Origin of the sequence: Cellulomonas fimi ATCC 484, assembly GCF_000212695.1 — a bacterium.
Lineage (GTDB): Bacteria > Actinomycetota > Actinomycetes > Actinomycetales > Cellulomonadaceae > Cellulomonas > Cellulomonas fimi.
The window spans coordinates 2,837,379-2,852,665 of record NC_015514.1; the positions used below are offsets into that span (position 1 = coordinate 2,837,379).

General features: G+C 74.7%; 13 protein-coding genes. 5 read left to right on the forward strand and 8 right to left on the reverse strand.

The window, feature by feature from the left end; genetic code table 11:
• Positions 1-9 precede the first annotated feature (9 nt).
• Positions 10-864 (forward strand): hypothetical protein, encoded by an 855-nt coding sequence (locus CELF_RS12855; RefSeq protein WP_013771697.1) that lies wholly within the window; start codon positions 10-12, stop codon positions 862-864.
• A 20-nt stretch (positions 865-884) separates the two neighbouring features.
• Here CELF_RS12855 and CELF_RS12860 read toward each other — a convergent pair whose 3' ends face one another.
• The 3 genes from CELF_RS12860 to CELF_RS12870 all read right to left on the reverse strand — a co-directional run bounded on the left by CELF_RS12860 (position 885) and on the right by CELF_RS12870 (position 4,432).
• Positions 885-2,357, reverse strand: coding sequence for a glutamate synthase subunit beta (locus CELF_RS12860; protein WP_013771698.1), 1,473 nt, complete (start codon positions 2,355-2,357; stop codon positions 885-887).
• 132 nt (positions 2,358-2,489) lie between these two features.
• Complete coding sequence (locus tag CELF_RS12865; protein WP_013771699.1) at positions 2,490-3,104, reverse strand: maleylpyruvate isomerase N-terminal domain-containing protein; 615 nt, start codon at positions 3,102-3,104, stop codon at positions 2,490-2,492.
• A 50-nt stretch (positions 3,105-3,154) separates the two neighbouring features.
• Entirely contained in the window at positions 3,155-4,432 is a 1,278-nt protein-coding gene (locus CELF_RS12870) for an alkaline phosphatase (RefSeq protein ID WP_013771700.1), read from the reverse strand.
• Between the two features lie 494 nt (positions 4,433-4,926).
• Between CELF_RS12870 and CELF_RS12875 the strand changes: the two genes are divergently transcribed.
• The 4 genes from CELF_RS12875 (at position 4,927) to CELF_RS12890 (ending at position 10,303) form a co-directional block, all read left to right on the forward strand.
• Positions 4,927-6,459, forward strand: a complete 1,533-nt coding sequence (locus CELF_RS12875) for an MmgE/PrpD family protein (RefSeq protein WP_013771701.1) — start codon at positions 4,927-4,929, stop codon at positions 6,457-6,459.
• Positions 6,459-7,352 (forward strand): methylisocitrate lyase, encoded by an 894-nt coding sequence (prpB, locus tag CELF_RS12880; protein WP_013771702.1) that lies wholly within the window; start codon positions 6,459-6,461, stop codon positions 7,350-7,352. Before CELF_RS12875 ends, prpB begins: the two co-directional genes overlap by 1 nt.
• A 47-nt stretch (positions 7,353-7,399) precedes the next feature.
• On the forward strand, positions 7,400-8,515 hold the full coding sequence (locus CELF_RS12885; protein ID WP_013771703.1) for a bifunctional 2-methylcitrate synthase/citrate synthase: 1,116 nt from the start codon (positions 7,400-7,402) through the stop codon (positions 8,513-8,515).
• Positions 8,516-8,632: 117 nt separating this feature from the next.
• Positions 8,633-10,303 (forward strand): hypothetical protein, encoded by a 1,671-nt coding sequence (locus CELF_RS12890; RefSeq protein ID WP_013771704.1) that lies wholly within the window; start codon positions 8,633-8,635, stop codon positions 10,301-10,303.
• 46 nt (positions 10,304-10,349) lie between these two features.
• Here the strand turns inward: CELF_RS12890 and CELF_RS20475 are convergent, their stop codons facing one another.
• The 5 genes from CELF_RS20475 to CELF_RS12910 all read right to left on the reverse strand — a co-directional run bounded on the left by CELF_RS20475 (position 10,350) and on the right by CELF_RS12910 (position 15,284).
• A complete protein-coding gene (locus CELF_RS20475) occupies positions 10,350-10,502 on the reverse strand; it encodes a hypothetical protein (protein ID WP_157457163.1) in 153 nt (50 codons plus the stop codon).
• 177 nt (positions 10,503-10,679) lie between these two features.
• Entirely contained in the window at positions 10,680-11,489 is an 810-nt protein-coding gene (locus CELF_RS12895; RefSeq protein ID WP_013771706.1) for an HpcH/HpaI aldolase/citrate lyase family protein, read from the reverse strand.
• Positions 11,486-11,962 (reverse strand): MaoC family dehydratase, encoded by a 477-nt coding sequence (locus tag CELF_RS12900; RefSeq protein WP_013771707.1) that lies wholly within the window; start codon positions 11,960-11,962, stop codon positions 11,486-11,488. The genes CELF_RS12895 and CELF_RS12900 overlap by 4 nt, the downstream gene beginning before the upstream one ends.
• Complete coding sequence (locus tag CELF_RS12905; RefSeq protein WP_013771708.1) at positions 11,959-13,134, reverse strand: acyl-CoA dehydrogenase family protein; 1,176 nt, start codon at positions 13,132-13,134, stop codon at positions 11,959-11,961. The genes CELF_RS12900 and CELF_RS12905 overlap by 4 nt, the downstream gene beginning before the upstream one ends.
• Positions 13,131-15,284: an acetyl/propionyl/methylcrotonyl-CoA carboxylase subunit alpha gene (locus CELF_RS12910; RefSeq protein ID WP_013771709.1), complete on the reverse strand. Its 2,154-nt coding sequence runs from the start codon at positions 15,282-15,284 to the stop codon at positions 13,131-13,133. Before CELF_RS12910 ends, CELF_RS12905 begins: the two co-directional genes overlap by 4 nt.
• Positions 15,285-15,287 lie beyond the last annotated feature (3 nt).

Below are 15,287 nucleotides of genomic sequence, written 5' to 3' on the forward strand. Positions count from 1 at the left end.
GATGCCCACGTGAGCGACGACGCCCCGCCCCCGGCCCCGACCGCCGGACAGGACCCCGTGGCCCGGGACACCTACCGTCACCTGCGACTGATCCTCGTCGCGCTGCCGACGTTGCTGCTCGTCGGGACGCTGCTGATCTTCGTCGTGACGGGACGGTTCGAGACGTCACTCAGCGCGTACTACCTCGGCCCGATCCGCGACACGTTCGTCGGCGCGATGATCGGGATCGCGGTCTGCCTCGTCGCGTACCGCGGCGACCCGCCGATCGAGGACTTCGCGCTCAACCTCGCGGGCTTCTACGCGGTGTTCGTGGCGCTCGTGCCCACCGGCCTCGCGGAGTCGCTCGACGGCATGGGGCCCGCGCAGCGTGCCGAGACCGTCGACGCGCTGCGCGTGACCGTGATCGGCGCGCTCCTGGTGACCGCGGCCTTCCTGCTCGCGGACTGGCGCACGCGTCAGCTGTCCCCCCAGACGCTCATGGCGACGCCCAAGCGCCGGCTCGCGTTCCTCGCCCTGGGCGCGCTGTGGGTCGCGTTCGTCCTGCTCGTGTTCTACCGGCTCGTCGAGGGCGACGCGTTCGGCGGCGTGCACCTGAGCGCCGCGTACCTGCTGGTGGTGAGCCTGGCGCTGGCGGTCGCGAGCCACGGGTGGCCGGTCGACGGCCAGCCGACGGCGTTCCGCGCGACGTACCGGGTGCTCGCGATCCTCATGCTGCTCGGCGGGGTGCTGCTCGTGGTGCTGCGCGCGGCGGGCTGGCGCTACACCACGCTGTTCGTCGAGTGGTACGAGATCGCGCTGTTCCTCGTCTTCTGGGTGCTGGAGACCCGCCGGACGTGGAACGTGCCGCGCCCGGCGCCGCGCTGAGCGTCCGGTCCGTCACACGGTCAGGCGCGCATCGCCACCGTGCTCGCGCGGATGGGGGCCGGGAGCTCCGACCGGCCCGTCAGGTGGTGGTCGACGGCAGCCGCCGCCGCACGTCCCTCGGCGATCGCCCACACGACGAGCGACTGACCACGCCCGCAGTCGCCCGCGACGAACACGCCCGGCGTCGCGGTGGAGAAGTCGTCGGCCCGCTCGAACGCGCCGCGCGCGTCCGTCGTCAGGCCCAGCTGCTCGGCCAGCCCGCCGCGCTCCGGCCCGACGAACCCGAGCGCCAGGACGACGAGCTGTGCCGGGAGCACCCGCTCCGTGCCAGCGACGGGCTCGAACCGTCCGTCGACACGCTCCACGTCGACGACGTGCAGACCGCTGACCCGGCCGTCGTCGTCGCCGTCGAGACGCAGCGAGCTCACCGCGAAGACCCGCTCTCCGCCCTCCTCGTGCGACGTCGAGACGCGGAACACCGTCGGGTACGTCGGCCAGGGCTGCTCCGCCGGACGGGCGTGCGGCGGCTCCGCGAGGATCTCGAGCTGCGTGATCGAGCGCGCGCCCTGGCGGACCGCCGTGCCGACGCAGTCCGCGCCGGTGTCGCCTCCGCCGATGACGACGACGTCGAGCCCCGTCGCGACCTCCGCGTCGGTCAGGGGCGCCCCGGTCGCCGCGTGGTTCGCCGGGACCAGGTACTCCATCGCCGGGAGCACTCCGCGCAGCTCACGGCCCGGGATCGGCAGGTCGCGCGGGACGGTCGAGCCCGTGGTCACGACGACCGCGTCGAACCGGCGCCGCAGGTCGTCGCCCGTGACGTCGCGCCCGACCTCGACGCCGCAGCGGAACTGCGTCCCCTCGGCCCGCATGACGTCGAGACGACGCTCCATGACCGACGCCGGGAGCTTGTACTCGGGGATGCCGAACCGCAGCAGGCCGCCCGGGGCGTCCGCCCGTTCGAACACCGTGACGCTGTGCCCCGCCCGCGTGAGCTGCTGCGCCGCCGCGAGGCCCGCAGGCCCCGACCCGACGACCGCGACCGTGCACTCCGTCATCCGGTGCACCTGCTCGGGGTGGACCAGGCCGCGGTCGAACGCCTCCTCCGTGATCGACAGCTCGACGTTGCGGATCGTCACGGGCGGCTCGTTGATGCCGAGCACGCACGCCGCCTCGCACGGCGCGGGGCACAGGCGGCCCGTGATCTCGGGGAAGTTGTTCGTCAGGTGCAGCCGGTCGCTCGCGTCCTGCCACTGGCCGCGCCACGTGAGGTCGTTCCACTCGGGCATGAGGTTGCCCAGCGGGCACGCGTGGTGGCAGAACGGCACGCCGCAGTCCATGCAGCGTCCCGCCTGCCGGTGCAGCGTCTCGAGGTAGGCCGCGTCGCCGCGCGGGTGCGCGTGGACCTCGTCCCAGTCGAGGATCCGCACCGCGACCGGGCGGTCCGCGGGCAGCTCGCGCTCGCGCGTCTTGAGGAAGCCACGGGGGTCGGCCATGGCGGGACGGTAGCCGCGGCCCGCCCCGCGCAGCGGCGCCGAAGGTCCTAGGCACGCCCGGCACGCCCGCCGACACGCGGGTGGGGCCCGGACCACGCCGGGCGCCGTCTCACGGAGCGGTCGTTCCGGCCCTCAGAGCACGCTGAAGCCGTGCGGCAGCGCCGTCCGACCGGTCGCCGCGCGCAGCAGCGTGCCCACGTGCCCGTCGGCGACCGCGAGGTCCGCGAGCACCGACACCGCCTCGGCCGCGCCGAGCGCCGGAGGCTCGGCGTCCTCCCCGAGGGCCGCCGCCAGGTCGAGCGTGTGCACGACGAGCTCGAACGTCCGGGTCGGCAGGTAGTCGCGCAGCCGCATCCCGCCCGCGACCGTCGTCAGCAGCTCGTCGCCGGTGCGCGAGGCGAGCGACGGCGGCACGCGGTCGACGATCTCCGCGACCGCCGCCGCGGGGTCGTCGCCCAGCGCCGCGCCGGCCGCGCGCCCCCGCTCGGCGACGTCCGGCCCCGCCGCGATCGCGCGCGTCGCGCGGTAGTAGTCGGTCGCCGTCGGCACCTCCACGTCCAGCGCCGGCTGCTCGAGGTACGCCTCGACGGTCAGCAGCGCCCGGCTGGTGTGCCCGACGAGCGCACGCACGTCCCACTCGCCGAGCCCCGGTGCGTCCCACCTGTCCCCGACCTGCGTCGCGGTCGCAGCGAACCAGCCCGCCGCCTCGGCGAACGCGAACCGCGCCCCTGCCCAGTCCCGCTCCATGCGGCGACTCTAGGACCGGGCGGCGCGCTCTTCGCGTCGAGCGGGGCCGGTCAGCGTCGGCCGTGCATCGCGTCCAGGACGACGTCGAACACGTCGGTGTTGCGCTGCGAGCGGGCCAGGCGCTCGGCGCCGGGGCCCTCGGCAGTCAGCGGCGTCGCGGCGCCCGTGTGGCCGCTCGTCGTCCAGTCGATCGTGAACTGCAGGTCGCTCCCGGCGACCGGGAACGGTCCGTCCTCGAGGCTCTGCAGCACGCCCGGGTCGGTGCTCGCGGGATCGCCGCTCTCGTCCTCGGGGTCGACGTTCTCGACGGCCAGGCCGCCCGTCTCGTGGTCGCCGACGACGACGACGAGCGTGTTGCGGTGGCGCTGAGCGAAGTCACGGACCACCGCGACGGTCTCGTCGAGCGCCTGCCCCGCCGCGAGCGTGAGGGCGCCGTTGTTGGCGTGCGCCATCTCGTCGACGCCCTCCTCCTCGACGAGCAGGAAGAACCCGTGGCGGTCCTGCGACAGGACGTCGAGCGCCTTCGCCGTCATGGTGGCGAGCGGCACGACGGGCGCGTACTCGTCGCCCTGGCCCTCGGGTGCCTGCTCGAACATCTCCTCGTTGGCGAACAGCCCGAGCAGACGGTCGGCATCGGCGGCCTCGAGCTCCGCCGCGGTGCTCACGTAGGTGTAGCCGACCTCCTGCGCACGCTCGACGAGGTTGCCGATGGTGCTGCGGCTCACCTCGGGCCGCGGGTCGGCCGGGTCGTCGGGGTAGGCGCCCTCGTCTCCCGTCGGGTACCACCAGTCCTCGCCGCCACCGAGGATGACGTCCGGCCGGGACACCTCGACGAGCTGGCGGGCGATCTCCGTCTGGGTGCCGCGGTCGGGCACGTGCGCGCCGAACGCGGCCGGGGTCGCGTCGGTGACCTGGGCGGTCGTGACGAGCCCGGTCGCCTTGCGCAGCGCCTTCGCGTGCTCGAGGAGCGTACGGACGGGGTTGCCGTCGACGTCGACGGCCACCGCCCCGTTGTAGGTGCGCACCCCCGTCGCGAACGCGGTCGCGGCCGCTGCCGAGTCGGTCACGGCGTCGTCCGGGTCCGCGGAGTCGGTGGCGGTCCAGCCGGCGTAGCGGAGCTGGTCCATCGCCAGGAGGCCGTCCTTGCCGACGGTGGAGAGGCGGATCGCGTCACGGGCGGCGATGCTCAGGCCGTCGCCGACGACGAGGACGACGTTCTTGGCGGTGCCCGACGGGCCGCGCCCACCGCCCCCGCGCTGCACGTCGTCCTGCCCGGTCGCGAGGCCGCCCGGCGCGACCCCTCCCGCCGCGAGGCCGGCCGCCAGCAAGGCAGCCCCTCCGGTCGCTACCCATCCCCGTCGTGCGCCGAACCCGCTCATGGTGCTGCCCCCGTCGAACGTCGTCGTCCTGCCGGCAGGCCGGGGCACCGTCCTGGCCCCGACCGACCCATGCTGGCCCTGACCGTCCTGTCGCGCATCCGCGACAGGACGGTCAGTCCGGCGTCACCCGTGCGAGCAGGTCGCGCGCCTCCGCCGGGCGCGGCACCCCCACGGCGCGCACCGAACCGCGCCAGCCCGTTCGCCCGTCATCGCCCAGGCGAGGCGGTGGCGAACACGCGCGGGTGGGCACGGCGCGCAGTCCAGGTCGGCCGTCGGACACGGGGGTACGACACGGTGCGGGTCACCCGGTCGACGCACCGGCACGCGCGGAGGCGGGCCACGCCGGGCGGTGACGGCTAGCCTCGGCTCGTGGCAGGCGCACCGGCGCGCCGGCCAGCACCGTCGACCTGCGGGTCGGCGCGTCCGACGAGGGACGGAGACGCATGCCCCGCACGCACCACCTGCGCGTCCACCCGAGCGCCGACCGGCTGCCGCGCGGCGAGCAGCTCGCGTGGGCGATCGCCGAGGTCGCGGCCGACCCGGTCGCGGTGCCCGACGAGGTCGTCGAGATGGTGGTGAACCGTGTCATCGACAACGCCGCCGTCACCGCGGCGTCGCTCACGAGGCCGCCCGTCGTCGCCGCCCGCGCGCAGGCCGTCGCGCACCCGCACCCGTCGTCGTCGGAGCGCCACGGCGCCACCGTGTCCGGGCTCGCGCCGGACCGGCGCGTGTCCCCGGAGTGGGCCGCGTGGGCGAACGGCGTCGCGGTGCGGGAGCTCGACTTCCACGACACGTTCCTCGCCGCCGACTACTCCCACCCCGGCGACAACATCCCGCCGCTCGTCGCCGTCGCCCAGCACACCGGCCGCACCGGTGCGGACCTCGTCCGCGCGATCGCCACCGGCTACGAGATCCAGGTGGACCTCGTGCGGGCCGTCAGCCTGCACGCGCACAAGATCGACCACGTCGCGCACCTCGGCCCGTCCGTCGCGGCCGGGCTCGGCACGCTGCTCGACCTGCCGCCCGAGGTGACGTTCCAGGCCGTCGGGCAGGCGCTGCACACCACGACCGCGACGCGGCAGTCGCGCAAGGGCGAGATCTCGTCGTGGAAGGCCTACGCGCCCGCCTTCGCGGGCAAGGTCGCGATCGAGGCGGTGGACCGGGCGATGCGTGGCGAAGGTGCGCCGAGCCCGATCTACGAGGGCGAGGACGGCGTCGTCGCGTGGATGCTCGACGGGCCGTCGGCGTCCTACGACGTGCCCCTGCCCGCACCGGGCGAGCCCAAGACGGCGATCCTCGACACCTACACCAAGGAACACTCCGCGGAGTACCAGTCGCAGGCGCTCATCGACCTCGCGCGCCGACTGCACCGTGAGCGTCCGGACCTCACCGACCCGGACCGGGTCGCGTCGGTCGTGATCCACACCTCGCACCACACCCACTACGTCATCGGGTCGGGTGCGCAGGACCCGCAGAAGTACGACCCGGCCGCGTCGCGCGAGACGCTCGACCACTCGATCCCGTACATCTTCACGGTCGCGCTGCAGGACGGGACGTGGCACCACGTCGACTCCTACGCCCCGCAGCGCGCCGCCCGGCCGGACACCGTCGCCCTGTGGCAGAAGGTCACCACGACCGAGGACCCGGCCTGGACCGCGCGCTACCACTCGAGCGACCCCGCCGAGAAGGCGTTCGGCGGGCGCGTCGAGATCACGACGACCGGTGGCGAGGTCGTCGTCGCCGAGATCGCCGTCGCCGACGCGCACCCGCTCGGTGCCCGCCCGTTCACGCGCCCCGACTACGTCGCCAAGCTCCGCACGCTCGCCGCGGGCGTGCTCGACGACACCGAGGTCGAGCGGTTCCTCGACGTCGCGCAGCGGCTGCCGTCGCTGCGGGCGGACGAGCTCGACGGGCTCACCCTCGTCGCACCTCCGGCTCTCCTCGACGCCGTCCCCGCCCCGGAAGGACTCTTCTGATGCTGTACGCGACGCCGACGCCCGCCGAGAAGCGGGTCGCGCTCCGGGAGGCCCTCGCGTCGGGGCGGCTGCTGCGGATGCCCGGCGCGTTCAACCCCCTGTCGGCGCGGCTCATCGAGCGCAAGGGCTTCGACGGCGTCTACGTGTCCGGTGCGGTGCTGTCGGCCGAGCTCGGGCTGCCGGACATCGGCCTGACGACGGCGACCGAGGTCACCACGCGCGCCGGGCAGGTCGCCCGCATGACCGGGCTGCCGTCGCTCGTCGACGCCGACACCGGGTTCGGCGAGCCCATGAACGTCGCGCGCACCGTGCAGGGCCTCGAGGACGCGGGCCTCGCGGGCTGCCACATCGAGGACCAGGTCAACCCCAAGCGGTGCGGGCACCTCGACGGCAAGGACGTCGTCGACGACGAGACCGCGCTACGGCGCATCCGTGCCGCCGTCGACGGGCGCCGCGACCCGCACTTCCTGCTCGTCGCCCGCACCGACGCGCGCGCCGTCATGGGGCTCGACGCAGCGATCGACCGCGCGCGTTCGCTCGTCGACGCGGGGGCCGACGCGGTGTTCCCCGAGGCGCTCACCGGCCCGGAGGAGTTCGCGGCGTTCCGCGCCGCGCTCGACGTGCCGCTGCTCGCCAACATGACCGAGTTCGGCAAGGGCCGGCTGCTCACCGTGCAGGAGCTCACCGACCTCGGCATGAACATCGTCATCTACCCGGTCACGCTGCTGCGCCTCGCGATGGGCGCCGCCGACGCCGGGCTCGACGAGATCCTGCGCACCGGGACGCAGGAGGGCGTCGTCGACCGCATGCAGACGCGCGCGGAGCTGTACGACCTGCTCGACTACGCGTCCTACAACCAGTTCGACGAGGACGTGTTCACCTTCCGGCTGTGACGCCTCACGAGGGCGTCTGTGCATCCGTCAACGGCGATGGAGGTTCGATGACCGAGATCCACAAGGGGCTCGCAGGCGTGGTCGTGGACACGACCGCGATCTCGTCGGTGGACCCCGAGAGCAACTCGCTGCTCTACCGCGGCTACCCCGCGGACCAGCTCGCGGAACGCTGCGTGTTCGAGGAGGTCGCGTACCTCCTGTGGCACGGCGAGCTGCCCACGCCGGACGAGCTCGCCGCCTTCCAGGGCCGCGGCCGGTCGCAGCGCGCGTTGCCCGGCGCGGTCATCGACGCCGTGCTCGCGCTGCCGACGACGTGCCACCCGATGGACGTCGTGCGCACCGCCGTGAGCATCATCGGCGCGCACGACCCGTCCGCGCAGGACCCGTCGCCCGAGGCGAACCTCGCCAAGTCCGTCCGGCTGCTCGCGCAGATCCCCGCCGTCGTCGCCGTCGACCAGCGCAGGCGCCGCGGCCTGGACCCGATCGAGCCGCGCGACGACCTCAAGTTCGCCGACAACCTCTTCTGGATGACGTTCGGCGAGGTGCCCGACCCCGTCGTCCTGCGGGCGTTCGAGGTGTCGCTCGTTCTGTACGCGGAGCACTCCTTCAACGCGTCGACGTTCACCGCGCGCGTCATCGCCTCGACCCTGTCGGACCTGCACTCGGCCGTGACCGGCGCCGTCGGCGCGCTCAAGGGCCCGCTGCACGGCGGTGCCAACGAGGCGGTCATGGCGACGTTCGCGCAGATCGGGACCGCCGACCGGGCCGCCGCGTGGCTCGACGCCGAGATCGCCGCGAAGCGCAAGGTCATGGGGTTCGGGCACCGCGTCTACAAGCACGGCGACTCCCGCGTGCCGACCATGCGCCGCTGGCTCGGCACGCTCGTCGAGCACTACGACCGGCCGGACCTGCTCGACCTGTACCTCGCGCTCGAGGACGCGATGGCAGCGCGCACCGGCATCCTGCCCAACCTCGACTACCCCACCGGTCCCGCCTACCACCTCATGGGCTTCGACACCCCGACGTTCACGCCCCTGTTCGCCGCGAGCCGCGTCGTCGGGTGGACCGCGCACGTCATGGAGCAGCTCGCGTCCAACTCGCTCATCCGACCCCTGAGCCTGTACGACGGCCCGCCCCGCCGCGAGGTCCCGGCGCGGCCGTGACCTCGGGCTTCGGAGCGTGCGGACTCGGGGGTCCGCCGGTCCGGAGGCTGTGGATGAACTGCACGGGCGTCGGCGTGCCCTCACTACCTTCGGCGGCGACCAGTCGAAGGGGGCCTCATGCGCCGCGTCATCGCCGTGCTCTGCATCGTCGTCGGAGCCGTACCACTCCTGCTCGGGACCGCAGCCGCCGTGCTCGTCGGGCCGGACGACCGCGTCGACCTGCGCGAGCGTGCCGCGCCCGCCGGCGTGCAGGCTGTGGTCGTCCCGCACGACCTCGTGCCGCTCACCGGGGTGACGCTGCACGTCGAGGCGCGCGCCGAGAGCGGGGACGTCCTGGTCGGGTCGGCGCACCCCGTCGACGTCGCGTCGTACACCGGGGTGGCGCGCCGTCTCGTGGTCAAGCGCGTCGGCGCGGACGGACGGCCCGTCGGTGACGTCCGCGGAGCGCCGGACGCGGCGCCGCTCGACGTGGCGGCCGCGACGTTCTGGACGGCCGAGGACCGCGGCGCAGGGACTCGCTCGATCGACGTCCCGCTCACCGACGAGCCGGTCGCGGTCGTCGTCGCCACCGCCGTCCCGGCCGCTCCGATCCGGTTCGGCGTGGGTCTGGAGATCAACTCGGCGTTCACGGTCGCCGCGGCCTGCGCCGTCGGTGGTGGGCTGCTCGTCGGCACCGGCCTGGTCCTGCTGCTGCGGGGCGGGGCGGGACGTCCGCGCACGACGTCCACCGACGCGCACGAGCGGGTGCCGGCGACCACACCGGAGGACGTCGAGCGTGCTGCTCAGCGCGTCGAGCCGGGCGTCCGCCGGCGCCTCGTCGCCGTCGGCGCTGCGGTAGCGGGTGCCACGGCCCTCGCGGGCTGCTCGCCCGTCCCCGGACTCGCCGATCGCGCCGCGCGCCCCGAACGCCCCGCGCTCACCGCCGCCGAGCAGAGCGAGCCCGAGCCAACCCCGCACCCGTACCAGGTGGCCTCGCAGGCGGCAGCCGCCGGCGACCCGTCCGCCTGGGCGCAGGTCACCGGCGGGCCGGAGCTGGAGATCAGGGAGCTCAGCACGCGCATCGAGCTCGCCCGCGCCGCGACGGACGGTACGCCCGTCGACGGGTCGACGTACGAGCTGGTGACGCTCGAGGAGATCGATCCGAGCTTCACGTCCTACCCGCTCTACCGCGTCCTGCTCGCCCAAGCCGCGGGCGACGAGACCGCGCCGCCGTTCGTGCGCCTGCTCGAGCGACGCGACGTCCTCGACGCGTGGCACGTTCGTGCGGAGGCGTCGGTTCCCGCGGGCACCACCCTGCGCGCCGCCGACGGTCCGATCTCGCACGCCCCGACGGAGGACGACCTCGCACGTGCTGCCGGGGCCCTCGACGCGGTCGAGCACTACCTGGCGACGGGCGACGGCACGGGCGTCGTCGCGATGGGTGACCTCGCCGAGGTGCGGCACGACCTGCTGCCCGTGGACGAGCTCGGCGCCGTCGTGCAGTCGCTCACGGTGCAGGCCTGGGGCGACCAGGAGGACCCGTTCGGGCGTGGTGGTGCGTCGCGGGCCTTCGGCGTCGCCGACGGGACGCTCACGGTCCTCGCGCTCGACGTGAGCGCCACGCTCTCCTCGACGTCCGCGGACGAGCCGCTGCGCTTCACCGACCCGGTCGTGGCCGAGCTCGTCGGGCAGCCCGGCTGGCGGACGTCTCTCCGGACCGAGTCGGTCGTCGTGGTCGCCGCGGTCGTCTCGCACTCGGGCGACGTGACGGTGCTGGGCGCCGACGCAGCGCCCGTGCACCGGCCGTGACGGTGTGCACCGCCCGTGTCGTCCCCTGCACGAGGCCGCCGGCTCGTCAGCTCGAGGGGCCGGCGGCCGGCGCCTCCGGGTCCTCCTCCGGCTCGAACGTCGTCGGCTCGCCCGCGCCCAGTCCGACGCCTCCGCCCTGCGCGAGCTCCTCGGCCTCGTCGTCCCGTCCGCCGGTGCCCTGCTCGTCGGTCGTGCTCATGGTCGCTCCCCGGTCCCGGGTCGTCACGCGCCGCTCCCCCACGCGTCCTCCCGACGGTAGTCCGCGACCCGCCGGGCGCCACCGGACCGGGCCGTACCGGCGGGACGCGCGGTTCGGTGCCGGGCGAGGGCGCGTGCCGACGGGGGCGCGTGCCGGGCGGGGCGCGTGCCGGGGCGCTCAGCGCGTCGCGCGCCGCAGGACGTCGGCGGCCTGCCGCAGGACGGGACCGTCGACCATGCGCCCCTCGAACCGGAAGACGCCACGCTCCCGCTCCGCCTGCGCCAGCAGGGCCTGGGCCCACGCGACCTGGCCGTCCGTGGGCCGGTAGGCGGCACGCACGACGTCGACCTGGCCCGGGTGGATGCACGCGGTCGCCACGCAGCCGACCGCAGCGGCGTCGGCGGCCTCCGCGCTCAGGCCGGCGTGGTCCTCGATGTCCATGTGGACCGCGTCGACCACGGCCTTCCCGTGCGCTCCGGCGGCGACGAGGACGACCGAGCGCGCGTGCCGGGCGACATCCCGGTAGGTGCCGTCGGGGTGGCGGCTCGACGTGCCGCCGAGCGATGCGACGAGGTCGTCGGCGCCCCACAGGAGCGCCACGACGGACGTCTCGGCGGCGATCTCGGCGGCGTGCAGCACGCCCGCGGCCGTCTCGACGAGGGCCACGACGTCGTACCCGTCGAGCGCCCGCACGTCGGCGGCGGACGCCGTCTTCGCGAGCATGAGCGTGCGGAACGGCGACGAGGCGAGCGCGCGCAGGTCCTTGTCGAGGTCGGGTGTGCCGGCCGGGTTCACGCGCACCACGGTGCGCGCCGGGTCGAGGTCGGCGGCGACGACGGCGTCGCGTGCGGCGGGCTTGGCCTCGGGCCGGACCGCGTCCTCCAGGTCGAGGACCACCCCGTCGGCGACGGCGGCGGCCTTGGCGTAGCGGTCGGGCCGGTCCGCGGGGCAGAACAGCAGCGCCGGGCCGAGCGTGAACGCGGTCACGGCGCGGCGTCCCGGCACCAGAACAAGACCGAGCGGGTCGCCTCGGCGACGACGACGCCGTCCTGGTTGCGCCCGGTGTGCGCGAGCGTCACGACTCCCTGTCCGGGCCGCGAGGTCGACAGCCGTCTGTCCGTCACGACCGTCTCGGCGTAGAGGGTGTCGCCGTGGAACAGCGGGTGCGGGAAGCGGACGTCGGTCAGGCCGAGGTTGGCGACGATGGTGCCCTGCGTGAGCTGCGCGACGGACGAGCCCACGAGCACGGCCAGCGTCATCATCGAGTTCACCAGCCGCGCGCCGAACGGCTGGGTCGCGGACCAGGCGGCGTCGAGGTGCAGCGCCTGCGGGTTCATCGTCAGGGTGCTGAACAGCACGTTGTCGGCCTCGGTGAGCGTGCGACCCGGGCGGTGGAGGTAGCGCACGCCGACCCCGAGCTCCTCGTAGTAGAGCCCGCGCTGCACGACCTCGTCCGTCATCGAGGCGCCCCCGAGAACCCGAGCTCGCGTGCGATGACCATGAGCTGCACCTCCGTCGTGCCCTCGCCGATCTCGAGGATCTTCGAGTCGCGGTAGTGCCGTGCGACGGCGTTCTCGTTGAGCACGCCGTACCCGCCGAAGATCTGGGTCGCGTCGCGCGCGTTGTCCATCGCCGCCTCGCTGCCGAGCAGCTTCGCGAGGCTGGCCTCGAGCTTGAACGGCTGCCCGGCGACGAGCCGCCGTGCCGCGTCCTGCCACGCGAGGCGGGCGGCGTGCACGCGCGACTCCATGCGCGCGATCTTGAACGCGATGTGCTGGTTCTCGCCGATGGGGTGCCCGAAGACGTTGCGGCTGCGGGCGTACCGCATGGCCTCCTCGAGGCAGCCCTGCGCGGCACCGGTGCACAGCGCGGCGATGGCGACCCGGCCCTCGTCGAGCGCCTGGATGAACTGCGCGAACCCGCGTCCGCGCGTGCCGAGCAGGTTCGCCTCGGGCACGCGCAGGTCCTCGAAGCGCAGCGGGTGCGTGTCGGACGTGTGCCAGCCGACCTTGTCGTAGGCCGGCAGGACGGTGAGCCCCGGGGTGCCGGCGGGGACGAGGATCGCGGTGAGCTCCTTCGTCCTCGTGCCGTCGTCGCGCACGCGCTCGCCCGTCACGGCGGTGATCGTCAGCAGGCGCGTGATCCGGGTGCCGGAGTTGGTGATGAACTGCTTGGAGCCGTCGATCACCCACTCGCCGTCCTCGAGCCGTGCCGTGGTGCGCGTGCCGCCCGCGTCGGACCCGGCGTCCGCCTCGGTCAGCCCGAAGGCCGCGAGCCCACGTCCCGACGCGAGCAGCGGCAGCCACTCCTCCTTCTGCGCGTCGGTGCCGTGCCGGAACACGGGCATGGCCCCGAGACCGACGCCGGCCTCGAGCGTGACGCCGATGGACTGGTCGACGCGGCCGAGCTCCTCGACGGCCAGGCACAGGTCGAACATGTCGCGGTCCTGCCCGCCGTACTCGCGCGGGAAGGGCAGGCCGAACAGCCCCATCTCCCCCATCTGCGCGAGGATCTCGTACGGCAGCTCGCGCTTCGTGTCGTACTCGTAGGCGGCGGGCGCGACGACGTGGTCGGCGAAGTCCCGCACCTCGTCGCGGAGCTTGCGCTGCTCGGGCGTCAGGTCGTGGCTCATTCCGGGGTCCCTTCGTGGGGGTGCGGGGTGATGGTGGCGACCACGTGGTCGAGCGACACCCGGTCGGCCGGTCGGACCGTGAGGGTGACGACGCCGTCACGAGGGGCGGCGAGGCGGTGCTCCATCTTCATCGCCTCGATCGTGAGCAGCGGCTGGCCGGCGACGACGTGGTCGCCGGTCGCGGCGTCGACGGCGACGACGACGCCGGGCATGGGGGCGCGAACCTCGGGGGCCGCCGGACTGCCGGGACCGCCGGGGCTGCCGGTCGCGCCGGACCGGCGGACGGCGAGGCGCGCGGCGTGGTGCTCGGCGAGCCCGTGGACGCGCAGGTCGTGCGTCGTCCCGTCGACGGCGACCCACGTGACGCCCCCGTCGACGGCGATCCGCACAGGCCGCGTCACGCCGTCGAGGTCGAGCAGCCCGCTGTCCACCCCGCCGCGCACGAGCCGCGCGAGGAGCCCGGCCCCGTCCCCCAGCACGACCACGTGCCCCGCCCCGCTCCTGCCCCCCACTCCGCCGTCGAGATCGACACCTTCCCCCGAGACCGCGACATGCATGTGGCGGTCTCGGGGGAATGTCGCTGTCTCGGCGGGGGTGAGGCGGACCTCGACCTCCCGGTCGTCCGCGGTCACCCAGCGGCGGACGGGAGTGCCGCCCGCGAGGCGCCAGCCGTCGGCTCTCCACGCGGTGGCGGTCGCGGTCGCCTGCCGCCACAGGACGGCGGCGACGCAGGCAGCGTCCGGCACGGGCACCGGGCCCGGGGCTGCGGCGTCGATGCGGGCGAGGAGGCCCGTGTCGAGGTGGCCGGCGCGCACGTCGGGGCCGGCGAGGAGGTGACGCAGGAAGCCGACGTTGGTGCGGACCCCGAGGACCGTCGTGCGGGCCAGGGCGGCGTCCAGCCGCCGCAACGCCTCGGGGCGGTCGGCCCCCCACGCGACGACCTTCGCGAGCATCGGGTCGTACGTCGTGCCGACGACCAGCCCGGGCTGCAGCGCGCTGTCGACGCGCACGCCCTCGCCGGTCGGCTCGTCGAGCACCAGGATCCTCCCGGTGGTGGGCAGGAAGTCGCGCGACGGGTCCTCCGCGTACACGCGCGCCTCGACGGCGTGCCCGGTGAGCCGCACGTCGTCCTGCGCGAACCCGAGCGGCTCCCCCGCGGCGACGCGCAGCTGCCACTCGACCAGGTCCAGGCCGGTGACGAGCTCGGTCACGGGGTGCTCGACCTGCAGCCGCGTGTTCATCTCCATGAAGAAGAACTCCGTGGGTGCCTCGTCGGACACGAGGAACTCCACGGTCCCGGCGCCGACGTAGTCGACGCTGCGCGCGACGTCGCACGCCGCCGCGCCGATCCGGGCGCGTGTCGCGGCGTCGAGCCGCGGCGACGGCGCCTCCTCGACAACCTTCTGGTGCCGCCGCTGCAGCGAGCACTCGCGCTCGCCGAGGTGCACGACGCCGCCGTGGGCGTCGGCGAGCAGCTGGACCTCGATGTGCCGGGGCGCGCGCACGTACCGCTCGAGCAGCAGGGTGTCGTCGCCGAACGCGGCCCGCGCGACCCGCCGCGACGCGGCCAGCGCGTCGTCCAGCGCCCCCGGCTCCGCGACGACGGTCATCCCCTTGCCGCCGCCACCCGCGGACGGCTTGACCAGCAGCGGGTACCCGACGCGTGCGGCGACGACGGCCGGGTCCTCGTCGTCCGTGAGCGGTGCGCCGGGGATCACCGGCACGCCCGCCGCGCTGACGTGGTCCTTGGCGCGGATCTTGTCGCCCATGACGTCGAGCGCCCGCACGCCCGGGCCGACGAACACGATCCCGGCGTCGGCGCACGCGCGCGCCAGGTCGGGGTTCTCCGAGAGGAACCCGTACCCCGGGTGCACCGCGTCGGCGCCCGTCGCGACCGCGACCCGGACGACCGCGTCGACGTCGAGGTAGCTGAGCCGCGGCTCGGCAGGCCCGAGCCGCACCGCGAGGTCCGCGAGCGCGACATGCCGCGCGTCGCGGTCGGCGTCGCTCCAGACGCCCACGGACCGGATGCCGAGCCGGCGCAAGGTCGCCATGACCCGGCACGCGATCTCCCCGCGGTTGGCGACGAGCACGGTCGCGAACGGCCGGGCGAAGGCCGCGCGGGTCGCGGCGGTGGCTGTCGTGGTCATCGC